Origin of the sequence: Kosakonia sp. HypNH10 (assembly GCF_029850615.1) — a bacterium.
In the GTDB taxonomy this organism is placed as follows: domain Bacteria; phylum Pseudomonadota; class Gammaproteobacteria; order Enterobacterales; family Enterobacteriaceae; genus Kosakonia; species Kosakonia cowanii.
The window spans coordinates 677,404-697,425 of sequence record NZ_JAOTIU010000001.1 but is presented as its reverse complement, the minus strand read 5'-3'; the positions used below and the strand labels follow the sequence as shown (position 1 = coordinate 697,425).

Genomic DNA, 20,022 nt, shown 5'->3' with positions numbered 1-20,022 from the left:
CGTTAACGGGTGCTGCGCGTGTCGAACAGATCCGTGCCGAGATGGTTATAGTCCACTTTCTGTAACTTAAAGTTGGTCACGTAGACGGGCCCCGCTTTTTTCCCCGAGATAAAGGGGTACGAATTTTTGATCTGCGTGGCGGTAATGCCGGTCCACTGCGAGAAGAAGCTCAAAAAGTCGTTGGCGGAGCGGCGCGCTTTAATCAGACGGTGTTTGGTCGCATCGCTTGAGACCACCATAAACGGCACCTGGAAGTTCTGCTGAAAGTGGTCATCATGCGCCAGGTACTGCACCTCTTTGCCGCGCTCTTTGAACGCCAGACCATGATCGGAGAAGTAGACCATTGAGAATCTTTCGCCGCTGTTGCGCAGCTGGGAGTAGATCTTGCCCAGCAGATCGTCCGTCTGGGTGATGGAGTAGAGGTAGCAGGAGGTCTCTTTCGACTGCACAAACTCGTTGTACTTGCCGCCGGTGCGATCGCACGCCTGCGGATGCGACCCCATCAGATGCAGCACAATCAGCTGCGGTTGATTACGCCGCACGCTCAGCACCTGGTTGGTGAGCTTTAACAGATCCTCATCGCGGGTGTTTTTATCCGCTTCAAAGTCGCCCCGTTTCAGGAACTGCACTTCATCGGCGCGCTTGGCGATGCTGGCGATGGCGGTGTCATATTCGCCAATCTGCCCCTGGTTTGAGAACCACCAGGTCTGGAAACCGGCGCGGCTCGCCAGCGTGACAAAGTTATCCTGATACTGTGGCTTGTCGTTGACCACGCGGTTTAAGGTCAAACCAAGTGACTTCTGTGTCGATCCGCTGGCGGCAATATAGTCGGTAAAGAGATCGCCATTCACCTGGCTGGCAAACGGCGTATTGTTCCAGTGCCCACCAAAAGCGCCCAGCGCATCGCGGCGCGCGCTCTCGCCAATCACCACCACATAGACATGATATTTCGGATTTACTGCGGTGACCGTCCAGGTATCTTTCATCCCGGAGAGCTGCGCCATGTTCTCCTCTTCTACCTTCACTTCGTGGTAGTTGTAGGCGACATCGCGCACAAAGCGCAGCACCGGCACGCCGGTGTCGATCAGGCGGAACTCAAAGCCGCGAAAATGGTTCTGCACCGGGCCGATAAAGTAGGAGGCGACGCAAAACAGCACGCCCAGCGTGTCCCACTTCAGCCACGGCGTCGAAGGCACCAACACTCGGCGGCGCAGCGCAATCACGCCCAGCGCGAGGATGCCAACGCTAATAACGTAGTGATACCACGGGAAGATGGTGAGAATTTCCGACGACTCTTCGAAATTGGTGGAACGCAGCGCCAGCAGGGTGTTGAAGTTGGGCGCGCCATAAGCCTGGCCAAACGGAAAGTAGCTGGCGGCGACCAGCGTGGTAATGGTCAGAAAGATTTTTTGCGCGCGCGGCGCATGACGCCACAGCACGCAGAGTGCGCAGGTGGAGACCACCGCATACAGCACGCTGAATTCGTAGCCAAGGGCAAAGTTAATTAATAGTGACTGCAGGAAATAGAAACCAATCCACGGATTGATCGACTGACCGCGCAGGGCAACGGACTCTTTAAGGATTACGCTCATAGATGATTTCGTGAAACGCCATGTGCTCACCCTGGCGTAAGGGTCAAAACCTGCCGGACAGCGCGCTGAGAGGGGGAGGGGATCCGCGTCTGCGGTGCGCATTGAGTGCAGGGCTGCGCAAAGATAAAGCGCGGCGGGTTCCAGGTCAACAGCAGCTAAGAGATTGTTTTGCGAGAGTGATTGCAAATCCAGCAAAAATACGCGGATTTTGGGGAAAACAGGTCAGTATGAAGCGATAAGATGACAGAAATATGAAGCGGCGTACCGCGACGCCGCATCAGTGGGTAGGTTTATCTTCGTTCTGCTGCGGCTTACCGTTGACGATATCGCACAACATATTGAGCAGCATTAAACGGACTTTAAAGGGAGAGTGGCTAAACACGCGCATACACCTCTTGAACTCATTCATTGTCACCTCCTGATGATTAGGACCCCTTCGATCCATGAAAGGTGAACGCATTACATACAGATATAGCACAGGCTATATTACATAGCTACGGCTAATACGTTAATTTTTTGTACTGATTCACGGATGGTTTACAATGCGCCTCTCTTATATGATGCTGCACAGCGTCTCACCGTCAGGGGAAGCACTATGAACCGTCGCGCAGGTAAGCAAACAATAAAAAAAGTGACGCTGGTTAATGTCGAAGAGCATGTCGAAGGCTTCCGCCAGGTCCGCGAAGCGCACCGCCGCGAGCTGATTGATGACTATGTTGAACTCATCTCCGATCTGATCCGCGAAGTGGGGGAAGCCCGCCAGGTGGATATGGCCGCGCGCCTCGGCGTGTCGCAGCCCACGGTGGCAAAAATGTTAAAAAGGCTCGCCTCGGTCGGTCTTATTGAGCAGATCCCGTGGCGCGGCGTCTTTCTCACAGCCGAAGGGGAGAAGCTGGCACAGGAGAGCCGCGAGCGTCATCAAATCGTTGAGAGTTTCCTGCTGGTGTTAGGCGTCAGCCCGGATATCGCCCGGCGCGATGCGGAAGGGATGGAGCACCACGTCAGCGAAGAGACCCTTGAATGTTTCCGTCGTTTCACGCAGCAACACGAGACGCCATCTGAATGAACCTCCCTTTTATTCGCGCCCTGGCGCGTGACCGCTTTCTTCACCTGTTACTGTTAATCGGCGTCGCCTTATGCTTCTTTGTGCCCTTTGCGCCAAAGAAGTGGCCCGGCGCCATCGACTGGCACACCATTATTACCCTCAGTGGGTTAATGCTGCTGACCAAAGGGGTGGAACTGAGCGGCTATTTTGATGTGATTGGCCGACGCATGGTGCGCCGTTTTCAGCATGAACGTCAGCTGGCGATTTTCCTCGTGCTGGCGGCGGCGGTGCTCTCTACCTTTCTCACTAACGATGTGGCGCTCTTTATTGTCGTGCCGCTGACCATCACGCTAAAGAAGCTGTGCGAAATCCCGGTTAACCGGCTGATCATCTTCGAAGCGCTGGCGGTCAACGCCGGATCGCTTTTAACGCCCATCGGCAACCCGCAGAACATCCTGATTTGGGGCCGTTCAGGGCTCTCTTTCCCGGCCTTTATCTGGCAGATGGCACCGCTGGCGCTGGCCATGATGGTCACTTTGCTGGTGCTGTGCTGGTTCTGTTTCTCTGGCAAAGCGCTGACTTACCATAGCGGGCAGAGCTCAAGCGAGTGGAAACCGAAGCTGGTCTGGAGCTGCCTCGGCTTCTACCTGGTCTTTATCACCGCGCTTGAGCTGAAGAAGGAGTTGTGGGGGCTGGCGATTATCGCCGTCGGTTTTCTCTTCCTGGCGCGCCGGGTGGTGTTCAGCGTCGACTGGACATTGCTGCTGGTCTTTATCGCCATGTTTATCGACGTCCATCTGCTGACCCAGCTGCCCGCGCTGCACGCGACCCTTGCCAGCACCGGCCAGCTCTCACAGCCGGGCCTATGGCTGACCGCGATTGGCCTGTCGCAATTTATCAGCAATGTGCCAGCGACCATTTTGCTGCTCAACTATGTGCCGCCCGATACGCTGCTCGCCTGGGCGGTTAACGTCGGTGGTTTTGGCCTGCTACCGGGATCGCTGGCGAACCTTATCGCCCTGCGTATGGCGAATAATCGTCGCATCTGGTGGCGCTTCCATCTCTACTCCATGCCGCTGCTGGTGTGGGCTGCGCTGGTGGGATACGGATTACTCTTAGTCATATAGTGCTGATTTGTCAGTTTATCCTGGCAAATGTATAGCAACCGCCTAAGTTTAGTAAACGGCGCACCCTCGGCGCCGTTACCTGACAGGAACGTTGCGAGATTATGGCAGAAAAGAGAACCCAACCTGACGACGTTCAGGACGACGAAAAAGAGCAGCAAGACGACAAACCCCGCAAACGCCCCGGAAAGAAGCCGCTGATTATTCTCGGCATTGTCGTCGTAGTGATGGTTGTTGTGGCGCTGGTGTGGTGGTTATTAACCCGCAACCAGGAGACCACCGATGACGCCTTCACCGACGGCGATGCGGTGACCATTGCGCCGAAAGTGGCGGGCTACGTCACCGATCTGCGGGTGAAAGATAACCAGCGGGTGAAAAAGGGCGATCTGCTGGTGGTGATCGATCCGCGCGATGCTACCGCCCAGCGCGATCAGGCGCAGGCCCAGCTTGGGCTGGCGACCGCGCAGCTTCACCAGGCGCAGGCGCAGCTCGCGCTCTCCAAAGTGCAGTACCCGGCGCAGCGGGATGAAGCCCGCGCGCAGGTACTGAAAGCGAAGGCCGATCTGGCCAACGCCGAAGCCGCTTACAAACGTCAACGCGGTGTCGATCCCCGCGCGACCACCCAACAAAACATTGATACCGCCAATGCGCAGTTGCGCAGTGCCCAGGCGCAGCTTGCCAGCGCGCAGGCGCAGCTGGAAGTGGCCGAGCAGGTGCAGTTGCAGATCCGTCAGCAGGAGACTAACGTCGAGGCGCGCGAGCAGCAGGTGGCGCAGGCGAAAGCGCAGCTGGAAACCGCTAACCTCAACCTCTCATGGACTAACGTCCGCGCGCCGTTTGATGGCTATGTCACCAAACGTAACGTGCAAACCGGCACGCTGGTGCAGGCCGGAAGCGCGCTCTTTTCGCTGGTCTCCCAGGAGGTGTGGGTGACGGCCAACTTTAAAGAGTCGCAGCTGGAGCGGATGCGTCCGGGTAATAAAGTGACGGTCACCGTCGATGCGTGGCCGGATCTGGAGCTGGAAGGGCATGTCGACAGTATCCAGCAGGGGAGCGGCTCGAAGTTCGCCGCCTTCCCGTCGGAAAACGCCACCGGTAACTTTGTGAAGATCGTTCAGCGCGTGCCGGTGAAGATCGTTATCGATAAGGGGCTGGACCCGAACAAACCGTTACCGCTTGGCCTCTCTGTTGAACCGAAGGTTACGCTGGAATGACCGACCACAGTCATGAAAACTGGCGTCCGGCCAGTAACCCGTGGGCGGTGGCGTGGGTCGTCACCCTCGCGGTGTTTATGGAGATCCTCGACACCACCATCGTTAACGTGGCGCTGCCGCACGTCGCCGGGTCACTCTCCGCCAGTTATGACGAATCCACCTGGGTGCTGACCAGCTACCTGGTGGCGAACGGTATTGTGCTGCCCATCTCCGCATTTCTTAGCCGTACCTTTGGCCGCAAACAGTTTTTCCTTATCTGCATTGTGATGTTTACCGTCTGCTCGTTTTTGTGCGGTATCGCCACTGAGCTGTGGGAGATCATTCTGTTTCGTATTTTGCAGGGCTTCTTCGGCGGGGGCCTGCAACCGACGCAGCAATCGGTGCTGCTGGACTACTTCAAACCGGAAGATCGCGGCAAAGCTTTTGGTCTCTCCTCCATCGCCATTATCGTCGCCCCGGTGCTCGGCCCGACGCTCGGCGGCTGGATCACCGATAACTACTCCTGGCGCTGGGTCTTCTTTATCAATATCCCGGTGGGCATCGTTACGGTGCTGGCGATCTACCAACTGCTGGAAGATCCGCCGTGGGAGCGTAAATCAAAACAGAAACTCTCCATCGACTGGCCGGGCATTGGCCTGATCGCCCTCGGGCTTGGCTGCCTGCAGGTGATGCTCGATCGCGGCGAAGATGAGGATTGGTTTAACTCCGACTTCACCCGCATCTTTGCGGTGCTGACGGCGGTAGGGATTGTCGGCGCGATCTACTGGCTGATGTACGCCAAAAAGCCGGTGGTGGATTTGCGCTGCATGGCCGATAAAAACTTTACCGTCTCCAGCCTGCTGATGGCCGGGATGGCGATGATTCTCTATGGCAGCTCGGTGGTGATCCCGCAGCTGGCGCAGCAGGATCTTGGTTACACCGCTACCTGGTCAGGGCTGGTGCTCTCGCCGGGGGCCATATTGATTGTGTTAACCATTCCGCTGGTGTTGAAGCTGATGCCGGTGGTGCAGACGCGCTGGATCATCGCCTTCGGCTTCTTCTGCCTGGCGGCCTCCTTCTGGTGGACACGCTCGCTGACGCCGGATGTTGATTTTGAAACGCTGGTGTTGTTCCGCAGCGCGCAGTCGATCGGGCTGGGCTTCCTGTTTGTGCCGCTCACCACCATCGCCTTTATCACTATTCCGCGGCAACTCAATGCTGATGCGGCGGCGCTGTTTACCATGTTTCGTAACGTGGCGGGATCGATCGGCATTTCGCTCTCAACGGCGGCGATCACCGAGCGTTCACAGGCGCATATGTCGCACCTCTCCGAACACACTTCACCGTTTAATGAGCAGTTCCAGCTGGCGCTGCGCTCGATGGCGGAAGCGGTGCGCAACTTTACCAGCCTGGCGGGCGATCCCTTCTCTAACGCCACCGGACAGATGTACAAAGCGATGGTCGCCCAGTCGCGCATTCTGGCCTACATCGATGTCTTTACCATCCTGAGTGTGGTGGCGGTTCTGTTGATCCCATTTTGTCTATTGCTTTCGCCGATCAAGAGCGAAGGCAGCGCAGGAGCACATTAATATGGCATGGCGTCATTTTCCCGTTACCTTTCTGTCACTGTGCCTTGCAGGCTGCGCAGTCGGGCCGGATTACCAGCCCGCGCAGCCGCAAACTCCGGCGCGCTGGAACGATCCGGGTGATGCGTCGGTGAAATCCCGGGCGACGCCGCAGGCGGTTAACCCGCGCTGGTGGACCACCTTCAACTCGCCGCAGCTTAACAGCCTGATCGAACGGGCGATTGCCGGGAATCTATCCCTGCAACAGACGGTGCTGCGTATTGCCGGTGCGCGTGAACAGATCAACCAGGCGGGCGGCGCGTTTCTGCCGGCGGTGAACGGCTCGCTACAGGCGACGCGTCAGCAACTGGGGCTGGAAGGGGAGCTGAAATCCCATGATGTCTACGGCCAGCTGGAGAATGCCGATCCGGCGGTCAGCGGCGCGCTGGGCGCGTTAACTCAGCCGGTCAATCTCTATCAGGGCAGCTTTGATGCTCAGTGGGAGCTGGATCTGTGGGGCAAAGTGCGCCGTCAGGTTGAGGCCACCACCGCCCAGCAGCAGCAGGCGATTGAGCAGCGCAACGATGCGCTGGTGTCGCTGGAAGCGGAAGTGGCGCGCGCCTGGCTGCAACTGCGCGGCGCGCAGAGCATCATTGCCTCACTCAATACGCAGATTCAGAGTGCGCAAGAGACTTTGACCCTGACGCAAAACCGCCAGCAGGGCGGGTTATCGCCGCAGCTTGATGTGGAGAATGCCCGCGCTCAGGCAGCGAACCTCGAAGCGCAACTGCCGCAGTACCAGGCGCAGGAGCGCCAGGCGATGAATGCGCTGGCGGTGCTGCTCGGCAAAACGCCGGGTGCGCTGGATAGCGAACTGCGCGGCACGCAGCCGCTCCCGGCCTTGCCGGACGTGGTGCCGACCGGCATTCCCTCCACCTTAGCGCGCCGTCGCCCGGACGTGCGCGAAGCGGAAGCGACGCTGCATGCGGCGACCGCGCAAATCGGCGTCTCCGTCGCACAGCTCTTCCCGAGCCTGACCCTTAGCGGCCAGTTTGGTCTGCGCAATAGCGAAACCAACTGGCTGACGGACTGGAGCAGCCACTTCTACAGCTTCGGCCCGCAGGTCTCGATCCCCATTTTCCAGGGCGGACGGCTGGTGTCGAGCGTCAAACTGGCGCGCGCGCAGCAGGGTGCTGCGGTGCTCAATTATCGCCAGACGGTGCTCAGCGCGCTGAACGATGTCGAGAATGCGCTGGTCAGCTACCGCGCCGATCAGCAGCGTGAAGCGAGCCTCGATAAGACGCTGGAAGCGTTGCAGAACGCCTTCTCGCTTGCCAGCGACAGTTACCGCAAAGGGATTGCCAGCTTCCTCGATGTGCTCGACGCTCAGCGCCAGCTGGCGCAGGCGAGCCAGCAGCGCGAGCAGGCGCGCGTGCAGAGCAGCCTCGATCTCGTCGCGCTCTACAAAGCCCTCGGCGGCGGCTGGGAGCCGTACCAGAACGTGCAACTGCCTGATTACAAAGTCTTTGGCGACGCGCCGCGCGGATAATCAGAGGATTGGGCAAGAAACAGGCAGGATCCCCACATTCGCCGCGCAGGCACGGAGCGTATAACTGATTGCGTCAAACAACCGATGAGGAGACGCTACCATGCGCTACAAAAAACTGGGCAATACCGGACTGTTTGTTTCTGAACTCTGCCTCGGCACCATGACCTTCGGCGGTCAGGAGGATATGTGGGGCAAAATTGGCCAGCTGCAGCAGGCACAGGCTGAAGAGCTGGTTGGTCGCGCCCTTGATGCCGGGATCAACTTTATTGACACCGCTGATGTTTACTCCGGCGGACGCTCGGAAGAGATCACCGGCCAGGCGTTAAAAAACCTGAAGGTGCCGCGCGAAAATGTGGTGGTCGCTACCAAAGTGTTTGGTGAAACCGGCACCGCAGGCGTCAATTCGCGCGGCAGTTCGCGCTTTCACATTATTCAGAGCGTGAAAGCGAGCCTCAAGCGCCTGCAACTCGATCATATCGATCTCTACCAGCTGCACGGGTTTGATCCGGCGACGCCGATGGAGGAGACGCTTTACGCCCTCGATACGCTGGTGCAGCACGGGCATGTGCGCTATATCGGCGTCTCCAACTGGGCGGCGTGGCAGATTGCCAAAGCGCTGGGCATCTCTGAACGCCTCGGCCTCGCGCGTTTTGCTTCGCTACAGGCTTATTACACTATTGCCGGGCGCGATCTGGAGCGCGAACTGGTGCCGATGATGCAGAGCGAAAATGTCGGGCTGATGGTCTGGAGCCCGCTGGCGGGCGGCCTGCTGAGCGGCAAATATGGCCGCGACGGCAAAGCCGAAGCGGGCGGTCGCCGGGTGGAGTTTGACTTCCCGCCGGTAAATAAAGATCGCGCCTTTGACTGCGTGGATGTGATGCGCGCCATCGCCGACAGCAAAGGCGTCAGTGTGGCGCAAATCGCGCTGGCCTGGCTGCTGCACCAGCAGGCGGTGACCAGCGTGATTATCGGTGCGAAACGCCCGGAACAGCTGGATGATAACCTCGCTGCAACCACCGTGCAGTTGAGCGACGAGGAGCTTAAACAGCTTGATGCCGTCAGCGCCTTGCCTGGCGAATACCCCGGCTGGATGCTGGAGCGCCAGGGCGAGTATCGCCGTAATCAACTGAATCAGCAGTAATTTACCCTCAGAAATAAAGCACAGGCCGGATAAGCATTAACGCTATTCGGCCTGCTGCACTTTGCACCGCTCATCTCTCCCGTTTCACACAATTCTTTCGAAAAGCGTCACAAAACCGCGCTTCTCTCTTTGCCTGTTTTTTCGCCATTCGCTATATGACTAGTCATATAAACGAAATGACTAGTCATGGAGAAAGCGCAATGAGCAGAACATTACCGACCGGTTTTTTATGGGGTAACTCGGTCTCCAGCATGCAGACCGAAGGGGCGTGGAATGAGGGCGGAAAAGGGATGTCGGTCTACGATATCCGCGAAGCCAGCGAATTTGCCTCCGACTGGAAAGTCGCCACCGACTCCTATCACCGTTACGAGGAAGATTTCGATCTGATGCAGGATCTGGGCATGAACTGCTACCGCTTTCAGATCGCCTGGAGCCGCGTCTGCCCTGAGGGCGATGGTGAATTCAATCAGGAGGGCATCGATTTTTACGCGCGCTTTATTGACGGTCTGCTGGCGCGCGGCATTGAGCCGATGGTCTGCCTTTATCACTTCGATATGCCGCTGGCGCTGGCGGAAAAGTATAACGGTTTCGTCGATCGCCACGTGCTGGACGCCTTTGTGCGCTACGGCCAGAAGATGATCGACTGCTTCGGCAGCAAGGTGAAGTACTGGCTCACCTTCAACGAGCAGAATATCTACCATATGCCCGGCGCGTTTCAGGTTGGCGGCTACCTGAAGGGCGAGAAAACCCTGCGCGAGCTTTACCAGATCCAGCACCACGTGATGATGGCGCACGTGCTGCTGACCCACTATCTGCACGATACCCAGCCCGGCAAATTAATGGGCGGCATGCTGGCGCACCAGTTGATCTACCCGGCTACCTGCAAACCGCGCGATATCTTCTGTGCCATGCAGTATGACGAATTCCTCAATCAGAACCTGCTGCGCGTCTACGCCGGGCAGGGTTACAGCCCGGCGGTGATGGCGGTGGTGGAAAAAGAGGGCTTCGGCGATATCTACCGTGATGAGGATTTGGCGCAGATTGCGCGCGTCAAAAACGACTTTATGGCCTTTAGCTACTACGCCAGCAAAACGCTGGACAGCGACGCCATTGGCACGGATACGCCGGTCAACTACTACCTGCACGAAGGCGACAAGCCTAACCCTTACCTTGAAGCGACGGAGTGGGGCTGGCAGATCGATCCCCTCGGTTTTCGCGCCATCATTACCCGCTACTACAACGACTGGCGGCTGCCGGTCTTCCCGATTGAGAACGGCATCGGTGTGATTGAGGAGTGGGACGGCGTCAACCCGATTGATGATGAGTACCGTATTGCCTATCACCGCGATCACCTGCAGGCGATGCAGGATGCGATGTTTGAAGATGGCGCACAGGTGATTGGCTATCTCGGCTGGGGGCTTATCGACATCCTCAGTTCCCAGGGCGATATGCGTAAACGCTACGGCGTGGTCTACGTCAACCGCGATAACCACGACCTGAAAGATATGCGACGCGTACCGAAAAAGAGCTACCGCTGGCTGCAACGGGTGATCCGTAGCAACGGGCGTGACATGTAACGCAGTGATAAGAGGGCAGCGCAATGTCTGAGACAAAAATCACGCCGAAAATGCAGTTATTCGTCGATAAGTTCGTGGAGTTCTCCGCCCGCCTGGCAAACCAGGTGCATCTGCGATCCCTGCGAGATGCCTTCGCGGCGGTGATGCCGATTTTCATCCTCGCCGGGCTGGCGGTGTTGATCAATAACGTCATTTTCCCTTGGGTGCTGGAGGGCGAGACGCTGGCACGCTTTAAGGTGTGGGGCGAGGCGGTCATTAACGGCACGCTGAATATCGCGGCCCTGTTGATTGCGCCAATGACCGCCTGGTCGCTGGCGCGCAATAAGAACTTCGGCAACCCGGTCTCAGCGGTGGTCATTGCGATTGCCAGTTTTATTATCATGATGCCGATGCAACTCGATGTGGTGCCGGTGGGGAGTAAAACCACGGTGAGCGTCGCGCAGATGCTGTCGTTTGCCAATATCGGCACCACCGGCATCTTCGCCGGGGTGATTATCGGCCTGCTCTCGACGGAGCTGTTTATCCGCGTCGCCAGCGTGAAGCGCTTCTCCATTTCCCTCGGCGATAATGTGCCGTCGGCGGTGGGGCAATCCTTCTCGGCGCTGATCCCGACCATTATCACGCTGTCGCTCTTCGCGATGGTAGCGGCGCTGCTGGCGAACCTGCTGCATACGGATTTGATCCATCTCATCACCACCCTGATTCAACAGCCGCTGCGCCAGATCAACACCAGCCTGCCGGGCACGCTGTTTATCTACAGCTTCGGCAACTTCCTCTTTACGCTCGGTATTCACCAGACGGTGGTCAACGGCGTGATCCTCGAACCGCTGCTGCTGATTAACACTAACGAGAATATGCTCGCCTTCGCCAACGGCCAGCCGATCCCGCATATCATCAACAGTATTTTTGTGCCGACCTTCGGCATGATTGGCGGCACCGGCAGCACGCTGTCGCTGCTGATTGCTATCTTTATCTTCGCCAGGCAGCAGTCGGCAAAGCAGGTGGCGCGGCTGGCCATTTCGCCAGGGCTGTTCAACATCAACGAACCGGTGATTTTCGGCCTGCCGATTGTCTTTAACCTGCCGCTGATGATCCCCTTTGTGCTGCTGCCGGCGCTGGGGATTTGGTTTGCCTGGTTCTGCACCACGATGGGCTGGATGGCACGCTGCGTGGTGATGATCCCGTGGACAACGCCGCCGATTTTAAGCGCCTGGCTGGCGACGGCGGGCGACTGGCGGGCGGTGGTGGTTCAGTTGATAATCATCATCTTTGGTGTATTCTTCTACCTGCCTTTCCTCAAAATTGCCGAGAGAGTGGCCTTAAGAAACAATGGGATAGACTAAATTACCGGGACGGGTCATGGCGGCAAAATATATCACCATCGCGCGGGAAATTAAGCGGCGCATCCTCAGCCAGCAGTATCTTGCCAGCGCGCCGCTGCCGGACCAGTTCGCGCTGGCGGCAGAGTTTAATACCAGCCGCATGACCATCCAGCAGGCGATGCGTCAGCTGATTGTTGAGGGGCTGGTCTATACCCGCCAGGGGCAGGGCACCTTTATCCGCAAAAACTTCCTCCAGCTGTCGCGCTGGGATCTGCCGGGCAGCGACTATTTTGGTGCCACCAAAACCTGGGAAAACGTTGGCGAAGTGACGAGCAAGATCGTGCGCTTCGATCTGCGTTTTGCCAGTGAAAAGGAGCAGGCTTCGCTGCTGGTGGGGCCGGATGAGCCGGTGTATGACTTTGTGCGTTTGCGTCTGCTGGAGGGCGAGCCGGTGTCGCTGGAGTTCACATTGATGCCGGTAAACCTGGTGCCGGGGCTCAATCGCAGCCATCTCGAAAGCTCGGTGTTTCGCTATGTGCAGGACGATCTGGCGCTAAAAATCATGGGGTCGTACCGCATTGTCCGCGCGCTGAAGCCCTGCGAGGAGGATAAGCAGCACCTCAATTGCGACGAGACCGATCCGGTGCTGGAGGTGGAGCAGGTTATCTACCTGGAGGATGGCACGCCGCTGGAGTATGCCCATTGCCATTACCGCTACGATCACGGCGGGGTGATTGTGGTTAACCACGGATAAAAGCGCTGTTTTTATTATTGCCGGATGGCGGCTACGCCTTATCCGGCCTACGCGGTATGTTGCCGGTAACGGGTTTTGTAGGCCGGATAAGCATCGCGCCATCCGGCAATCACATGAAAAAAGCGGAGCCGAAGCTCCGCTTTTTGTTACCGATTCAAATCAGTTGTAGGCCGGATAAGCGCAGCGCCATCCGGCATTCAAACCGACCGCAAATCAGTTCAGACGTACCGGCATACCGGAACGGTTCTGAATCGCCTGGTCAACGACGCTTGAATCAACGTCCGCCTGGCTGGTCACCGCCTGCACCGCTTTGGTCAGCGCGATCGGCACGATTTCGCCGCCGGTAAACTGCGCTTCAGTGGTAGAGAGCGGGTTGTGAACTTCGATATAGCGGCTGCCATCCGGTTCGGTGGTCGCTTTTACCGGCTCATCAATAAACTGCACGCGGGTGCCGACCGGCACGTTCTCGAACAGGAATTTGATGTCGTCGTTACGCAGACGCACACAGCCGTGGCTCACGCGCAGGCCGATACCGAAGTTGGCGTTAGTACCGTGGATCGCATACAGGCGGCCAATATAGAGCGCGTAGAGACCCATCGGGTTATCCGGGCCTGCCGGTACCACCGGCGGCAGCGGTTGACCCATTGCCTGATACTCGGCGTGCATTTTTGCCGTCGGTGTCCAGGTCGGACCGGCTTTTTTACGCTCGACTTTGGTGGTCCAGGCAATCGGGGTATCTTTGCCCAACTGACCGATACCGATTGGCAGCACGATCACCGTGTTGGTGCCTTTCGGATAGTAGTAGAGGCGCATCTCCGCACTGTTAATCACAATCCCTTCATGAACGGTATCCGGCAGGATCAGCTGCTGCGGAACGTTCATTACCGTGCCGCCTTTCGGCAGATAGGCGTCAATGCCCGGGTTAGCTTCCAGCATGTTGGAGAGACCCATCTGGTATTCAGCCGCAAAGTATTCCAGCGGCTGGTTATTGCCTTCAGGAATGGTTACGACCTGGTTCTGACCGATCAAACGGCTGCCATCAGTCGGCAGCGGATAAGTCACAGCAGACGCGCTATTGCAAAATCCCACGACAGCAAAGGCCGCCGCGAAGAGAGTTCTTAATTTCATATTCATGTTGTGCGAGATTATTGCCACACTGGCCGTTGGGTTGAGAATGCAGGAAGCGCATTATATGTGCATTCCCCCGTCCAGGGAATTCAGATGTTGACGAAATCACACTTTTTTCCCGTTGTTTGCAGTGTAGCGGCCGGACAGGGGGCAAGAATCTAATTCGGAATTGTGGCATACTATGGCGTTTGTCACATATTTCAGGATATCGCCGTGTTAGTCACCAGCAACGTCACCATGCAGTTCGGCAGTAAGCCGCTGTTCGAAAACATTTCCGTCAAATTTGGCGGCGGCAACCGTTACGGCCTGATCGGCGCGAACGGGAGCGGTAAATCCACCTTTATGAAGATCCTCGGCGGCGACTTAGAGCCGTCGCTGGGTAACGTCTCTCTCGATCCGAATGAGCGCATCGGTAAGCTGCGCCAGGATCAGTTCGCCTTCGAAGCCTTCAGCGTGCTCGACACGGTGATCATGGGCCACGCCGAGCTGTGGGAAGTGAAGCAGGAGCGCGACCGCATTTACGGCCTCGCCGAGATGAGCGAAGAAGATGGCTATAAAGTGGCCGATCTCGAAGTGCTGTATGGCGAAATGGATGGCTACTCCGCGGAAGCGCGCGCGGGCGAACTGCTGCTCGGCGTCGGTATTCCGGTTGAACAGCATTACGGCCCGATGAGCGAAGTTGCCCCCGGCTGGAAACTGCGTGTGCTGCTGGCCCAGGCGCTGTTCGCTAACCCCGATATTCTGCTGCTCGATGAACCAACCAACAACCTGGACATCGACACCATTCGCTGGCTGGAGCAGGTGCTGAACGAGCGTGACAGCACCATGATCATCATTTCGCACGACCGTCACTTCCTGAACATGGTCTGCACCCATATGGCGGATCTCGACTACGGCGAGCTGCGCGTCTACCCGGGCAACTACGACGAATACATGACTGCCGCCACCCAGGTGCGCGAGCGTCTGCTGTCGGATAACGCCAAGAAGAAAGCGCAGATTGCCGAGCTGCAATCCTTCGTCAGCCGCTTTAGCGCCAACGCCTCTAAATCGCGTCAGGCAACTTCCCGCGCCCGCCAGATCGATAAGATCAAGCTCGACGAGGTGAAAGCCTCCAGCCGTCAGAACCCGTTCATCCGCTTCGAGCAGGATAAGAAACTGTTCCGTAACGCGCTGGAAGTAGAGCAGGTGACGAAAGGCTTCGATAACGGCCCGCTGTTTAAAAACTTCAATATGCTGATGGAAGTGGGCGAGAAAGTCGCCATCCTCGGTACTAACGGCGTCGGTAAAACCACGCTGCTGAAAACGCTGGTCGGCGAGCTTACGCCAGAGAGCGGCACGGTGAAGTGGTCGGAAAACGCCCGCATCGGCTACTACGCGCAGGATCACGCGGCGGATTTCGATAACGATCTGACGGTGTTCGACTGGATGAGCCAGTGGAAGCAAGAGGGCGATGACGAGCAGGCGGTGCGCAGCATCCTGGGTCGTCTGCTGTTCAGCCAGGACGATATCAAGAAACCGGCGAAGGTGCTCTCCGGGGGCGAGAAGGGCCGTATGCTGTTCGGCAAGCTGATGATGGAAAAACCAAATATTCTGGTGATGGACGAACCGACCAACCACCTGGATATGGAATCAATCGAATCGCTGAACATGGCGCTGGAGATGTACCAGGGCACGCTGATTTTCGTCTCGCACGACCGTGAATTCGTAAGCTCCTTGGCAACCCGTGTGATCGAGATTACGCCGCAGCGCGTGGTCGATTTCACCGGTAACTATGAAGATTATTTGCGTACCAAAGGTATCGAATAAATTTACCGTCGTCTTTCACGCTGCAGGTGCGTTGGCTGCACCGTCGTACCCCGGTCACTTACTTCAGTAAGCTCCCGGGGATACTCAGGTTTGCCGCCTTCCTGCAACGCGAAATACTTAGGTAAATGCTTTGTGGATAAAGGAACGGATTGCCGGATGGCGGCTTGCGCCTTATCCGGCCTACAAAACCGCTCCGATCCCGTAGGCCGGATAAGCGTTTACGCGCCATCCGGCGGTGAGATGCACGCGGATTGCCGGATGGCGGCTACGCCTTATCCGGCCTACAAAAACCGCTCCGATCCCGTAGGCCGGATAAGCGTTTACGCGCCATCCTGCGGTGAGATGCATGCTAAAGCCGGATGGCGGCTTACGCCTTATCCGGCCTACAAAACTGCTCCGATCCGTAGGCCAGATAAGCGTTTACGCGCCATCCGGCATTTTTTTACCTGAAAGACCACGCCGTTGCCGGCTCGCCGTTAATCATTAACCGGCGTTTTTCCCCGGTGGGCAAGGTGACATTCAGCGTCTGCCACGCCGGGCGGTAATCGCCGCGCGCGGTAACCTCAAGGTTAATGGTTTCGCTGTCGCAGACCATCTCCCAGCTTAACCACAGCGCATTGCCCTCTTTATAACCCCACGACTCGCCATCATCCTCAAACAGCAGGCCGCTGGAACGCCCGGTGCCTTTCAGCGGGAAGAGTTGCAGTTCGCGGAAGGTGTCGCTTTTCGCCTCTACATGACGAATGCGGTCGCTCAGCGGTAAAGCGGCGCCAGCGCGCACCAGCAGCGGCAACTTTTCCAGCGGCGCATCCAGCGTCACCCACTGGCCTGGCGCATACCACGCCCCGGTATAAAAATCGTACCAGCCACTCTCATTGACGGGCAGCCAGAGAGAACGCTCGCGCTGACCCGGCTCAACGACGCTGGCGACCAGCAGATCGCGGCCAAGCAGGAAGTCGTCGCACTCCTCAAAGGTCTGCGCATCGTGTTCATGATCGAGGAAGGTCGGGCGCAGCATCGGTTCATCATCGGCATGCGCCTGCCACAGCAGAGTGTAGAGATAGGGCAGCAGACGGTAGCGCAGCTCAATAGCGCTACGGATTGCAGGGGTAACCGCCGGGTACATCCACGGCTCGTTTACCGTCTGGTCATCATTCCACGAGTGGATGGTAAAACGCGGATGCATCACGCCGTTTTGCACCCAGCGCACAAACAGCTCAGCATCGGGCTTATCGCCGGAGAAGCCGCCGACATCGTGCCCGACGTTATAGAGCCCGGACAAACTCATCCCCAGCCCCATGCGGGTGTTGTAGCGCAGCGTCTGCCAGTTGGTGCGGTTATCACCGCTCCAGGTCTGCACATAGCGCTGCATCCCGGCGCAGCCGGAGCGGGAGATGAGGTAAGGGCGTTTATCCGGCGCGAAACGCTGCTGCGCTTCCATCGAGGCGCGCATCATCAGGAGCGGCATCACCGGGCGAATATGCTTGATGGCGATCTCCTGGCCAAAGCCCGCGCAGCGCGCTTCGCCATCCCACACTTCAAATTCGTTATTGTCGTTCCAGGTGGAGTCGATCCCCATCTCCAGCAGTTGCGTAGTCACGCCCTCCTGCCACCAGGCAATGGTCTGCGGGTTGGTGAAATCGAGATGCGAACCTTCGTCATCCCAGAAGCTGGAGCGCTCCGGCCCGGGGTTTTCCGAATCGCGGATAAACAGCCCTTTTTCCGCCACTTCGTGATAGCGCGGGTGATCCTGCAGCAGGCAGGGTTTGATATTGGCCGCCAGCTTCAGCCCGGCAGCGTGAAACGCCTGGCTCATCACCTTCGGCTGCGGCACTTTGTCGTAGTTCCAGTTAAAGACGTAGCGTTTGCCGTTGATCGAGGTGTAACCCGACGAAAGCTGGAACGAGTCACAGGGGATCGCATGCTCTTCACACAGGCGGATAAAGTTCATCAGCTGGTTTTGCGCATCCGGCGCATCGGTGTAGTGCATAGTCGAGCCGCTGTAGCCGAGGCTCCACTTCGGCCCGAAGAGGGTTTTGCCCGTCAGGCGCACAAAGGCTTTGGTGACATCCAGCGCGCGTGCGCCGGTAAAAATGTAGTAATCAATATCGCCCGCTTCTGCCTGCCAGCGGCGATAGGCGGTGTGGTAGTTATCGATCTCATTCCCGAGATCGAGCCAGCAGCTGCTGAGGTTGTCGTAAAACAGCCCGTAGCTGACATCATCGCGGCGGGTGAGGGTGAAAGGGACATGTTTATAGAGCGGGTCGGTGCTTGCCGCGTTGTAGCCCATCGCATCAAGGTTGCGCATCTCATAGCGCTGGCCGGTGCGTTGCAGGTTACCCGCTTTCTCGCCGAGGCCGTAAAAACGTTCCTCCTTTTTACGGCTGAGATAGTGCGCCACGCCGTCGCCGTGAGCATTGATCTGATAGGCGCTGGTAGGGCGATCGCCTGCCAGCCACTGCCACTCGCCCGCGTCATTACGGTAGTGCCACTCCAGCCATAACGGCTGGTGCACCGTCACTCGCAGTTGCTCGCTCTCAACGGTCAGCGTCTCCTGCTGCTGTTCAAGCTTCCACTCAGGCAGGCTAAAACCGCTCAGATCCTCACGGCTGCGCCCCTCCCACGGCACATCCTCACCTGGCGCGATGCTCCAGGTGCGCGCCAGCGCCAGCTCGCCCTTGCGCTTAATCAGCACGCGAAACAGGTTCGCTTCCAGCACATAGAGGCAGAGCGTATGTTGCCCATCAACCAATAGCTCAACGTGATGAGCGCTCTGTTTTTGTAACGTCCAGTTCTTCAGCGTTTTCATAGCAGACTTCCACAATCAGGCGCGTTTTGCGCGACGTTCAGCAATAAATGCCACCAGGAAAATAGCGCCAATCAGGTCAAAGAAACCCATGGCAATAAACAGCGGGTTGAAGCCAATCTTGTCGGCAGTAACGCCAATCAGCAGTGAGAAGAGGAAGCTGGCGATCCACGCCGCCGAGCCGCGCATACCGTTGACGGTCGCCATCTGGCCTTTGTCGAAGGACTCGACCACCAGCGCGCTCAACATGCAGGAGATGATCTGGTGGCCGAAGCCGCCAATCGAGATCAGCACAATGGTGATATAGGGATCGCGGGTGATCGCCACAATCGCCAGCGAGATCATCAGGAACGCGCCGGTCAGGGAACTGGCAACCACCGAATTGACGCGCGAGCAGCCGAACCAGCGGGTATAGAGTTTGGTGAGATAGCCGCTGGCGACGCTGCCGAGATCGGCGGCGAGGAAGGGGAGCCAGGCGAACATCGCAATCTGTTTCAGATCCATGCCGTGCTCTTTCGCCAGATAGAGCGGCACCCAGAAGCTCAGCACCGCCCATGCCGGTTCCGCCATAAAGGCCGGAATGGCAATGCCGTAAAAGCGCTTGTTTTTGGATACATTTTTCAGCGCGGTGAGGAAGGGCAGTTTCACCGCTGGCGGCTCATTATCCTGCTGAATAAAGGCCAGCTCTTCGCGACTCAGGTTCGGGTGCTTGTCCGGGTTGTGATAAAACGCCCACCACAAAATCACCCACAGCAGCGCCAGCACGCCGGTAAACATAAACGCCCCCTGCCAGCCAAACGAGGCGTGGGCGAAGTAGATAATCGGCGGTGCCAGCATCGCGCCGATGGAGAATCCAACGCCCGCCCAGCCCGCGGCAACCGGACGCTCCGATTTCGGGAACCACTCGCCGATGGTTTTGGCGTTAGCGGGCGTTGCCGCCGCTTCCGACGCGCCCATGGTAAAGCGCAAAATCGCCAGATGGATCCAGCTGCTTGCGCCAGCATGGAACATACAGGCCAGCGCCCAGATGATCGCGCAGACCATAAAGCCCACTTTCAGGCCAATCACATCGATTAACCAGCCACACAGCGGCTGGAACAGGGTATACGCCAGCTGAAATGCGCCGACGATCCATGAATATTGTTCGGTAGTAATACCGAGGCTGGTTTTCAGTTCCGGGGCCAGGATGCCCAGCGAGTTACGGGTGATGTAGTTCACCGTCACGCCAAACAGAAAGAGTACCAGCATCCACCAGCGTAATTTTTTGAAGATCCGGCGACTGCTTGTGGCCGCCACGTCGTTGTTAATCCCCTGGCTCATGGTGTTCTCCGCTCATCGTTTTGTAGGGACGTTGCGTTATCGCGGCCGGGTGAAAAGTTGTTATACCGCCAGGCGCGCGTGATGATTTTTTTCTTGGTTT

General features: G+C 57.7%; 15 protein-coding genes. 10 read left to right on the top strand and 5 right to left on the bottom strand.

Annotated features, from left to right (window positions below; genetic code table 11):
• Positions 1-2: 2 nt before the first annotated feature.
• Together N7V53_RS03400 and mntS are read right to left on the bottom strand one after the other, a co-directional pair.
• Positions 3-1,592, bottom strand: a complete 1,590-nt coding sequence (locus tag N7V53_RS03400) for a phosphoethanolamine transferase (protein WP_279792097.1) — start codon at positions 1,590-1,592, stop codon at positions 3-5.
• A gap of 277 nt (positions 1,593-1,869) precedes the next feature.
• Positions 1,870-2,001 (bottom strand): manganase accumulation protein MntS, encoded by a 132-nt coding sequence (gene mntS / locus N7V53_RS03395; RefSeq protein WP_023481863.1) that lies wholly within the window; start codon positions 1,999-2,001, stop codon positions 1,870-1,872.
• 186 nt (positions 2,002-2,187) lie between these two features.
• On the opposite strand from mntS, the gene mntR reads away from it, so the two are divergent.
• The 9 genes from mntR to N7V53_RS03350 all read left to right on the top strand — a co-directional run bounded on the left by mntR (position 2,188) and on the right by N7V53_RS03350 (position 12,862).
• Positions 2,188-2,658, top strand: coding sequence for a manganese-binding transcriptional regulator MntR (gene mntR, locus N7V53_RS03390; RefSeq protein WP_187801874.1), 471 nt, complete (start codon positions 2,188-2,190; stop codon positions 2,656-2,658).
• Positions 2,655-3,764: an anion transporter gene (locus tag N7V53_RS03385; RefSeq protein WP_279792090.1), complete on the top strand. Its 1,110-nt coding sequence runs from the start codon at positions 2,655-2,657 to the stop codon at positions 3,762-3,764. The genes mntR and N7V53_RS03385 overlap by 4 nt, the downstream gene beginning before the upstream one ends.
• A 101-nt stretch (positions 3,765-3,865) precedes the next feature.
• Positions 3,866-4,975 carry an HlyD family secretion protein gene (locus N7V53_RS03380; protein ID WP_076769595.1) on the top strand — a complete coding sequence of 370 codons (1,110 nt, stop codon included), beginning with the start codon at positions 3,866-3,868 and terminating at the stop codon, positions 4,973-4,975.
• The gene (locus N7V53_RS03375; RefSeq protein WP_279792088.1) at positions 4,972-6,543 is read left to right on the top strand and encodes a DHA2 family efflux MFS transporter permease subunit; all 1,572 of its coding nucleotides are present in this window, start codon (positions 4,972-4,974) and stop codon (positions 6,541-6,543) included. The genes N7V53_RS03380 and N7V53_RS03375 overlap by 4 nt, the downstream gene beginning before the upstream one ends.
• Position 6,544: 1 nt before the next feature.
• The gene (locus N7V53_RS03370) at positions 6,545-8,068 is read left to right on the top strand and encodes an efflux transporter outer membrane subunit (RefSeq protein WP_124969010.1); all 1,524 of its coding nucleotides are present in this window, start codon (positions 6,545-6,547) and stop codon (positions 8,066-8,068) included.
• Between the two features lie 100 nt (positions 8,069-8,168).
• On the top strand, positions 8,169-9,209 hold the full coding sequence (locus N7V53_RS03365) for an aldo/keto reductase (protein ID WP_279792085.1): 1,041 nt from the start codon (positions 8,169-8,171) through the stop codon (positions 9,207-9,209).
• 200 nt (positions 9,210-9,409) lie between these two features.
• Positions 9,410-10,786: a glycoside hydrolase family 1 protein gene (locus N7V53_RS03360; protein ID WP_279792083.1), complete on the top strand. Its 1,377-nt coding sequence runs from the start codon at positions 9,410-9,412 to the stop codon at positions 10,784-10,786.
• Between the two features lie 23 nt (positions 10,787-10,809).
• A complete protein-coding gene (locus N7V53_RS03355) occupies positions 10,810-12,129 on the top strand; it encodes a PTS transporter subunit EIIC (protein WP_279792081.1) in 1,320 nt (439 codons plus the stop codon).
• Between the two features lie 16 nt (positions 12,130-12,145).
• Positions 12,146-12,862: a GntR family transcriptional regulator gene (locus N7V53_RS03350; RefSeq protein ID WP_279792078.1), complete on the top strand. Its 717-nt coding sequence runs from the start codon at positions 12,146-12,148 to the stop codon at positions 12,860-12,862.
• Positions 12,863-13,075: 213 nt separating this feature from the next.
• On the opposite strand, the gene ldtB is transcribed toward N7V53_RS03350, so the two are convergent.
• Complete coding sequence (gene ldtB / locus N7V53_RS03345) at positions 13,076-13,996, bottom strand: L,D-transpeptidase (protein WP_023481393.1); 921 nt, start codon at positions 13,994-13,996, stop codon at positions 13,076-13,078.
• Positions 13,997-14,203: 207 nt separating this feature from the next.
• Between ldtB and N7V53_RS03340 the strand changes: the two genes are divergently transcribed.
• On the top strand, positions 14,204-15,796 hold the full coding sequence (locus N7V53_RS03340) for an ABC-F family ATPase (RefSeq protein WP_023481823.1): 1,593 nt from the start codon (positions 14,204-14,206) through the stop codon (positions 15,794-15,796).
• A gap of 442 nt (positions 15,797-16,238) precedes the next feature.
• On the opposite strand, the gene N7V53_RS03335 is transcribed toward N7V53_RS03340, so the two are convergent.
• Both N7V53_RS03335 and N7V53_RS03330 read right to left on the bottom strand, forming a co-directional pair.
• On the bottom strand, positions 16,239-18,605 hold the full coding sequence (locus tag N7V53_RS03335; RefSeq protein WP_279792075.1) for a glycoside hydrolase family 31 protein: 2,367 nt from the start codon (positions 18,603-18,605) through the stop codon (positions 16,239-16,241).
• 15 nt (positions 18,606-18,620) lie between these two features.
• On the bottom strand, positions 18,621-19,922 hold the full coding sequence (locus tag N7V53_RS03330) for an MFS transporter (protein ID WP_023481536.1): 1,302 nt from the start codon (positions 19,920-19,922) through the stop codon (positions 18,621-18,623).
• Positions 19,923-20,022 lie beyond the last annotated feature (100 nt).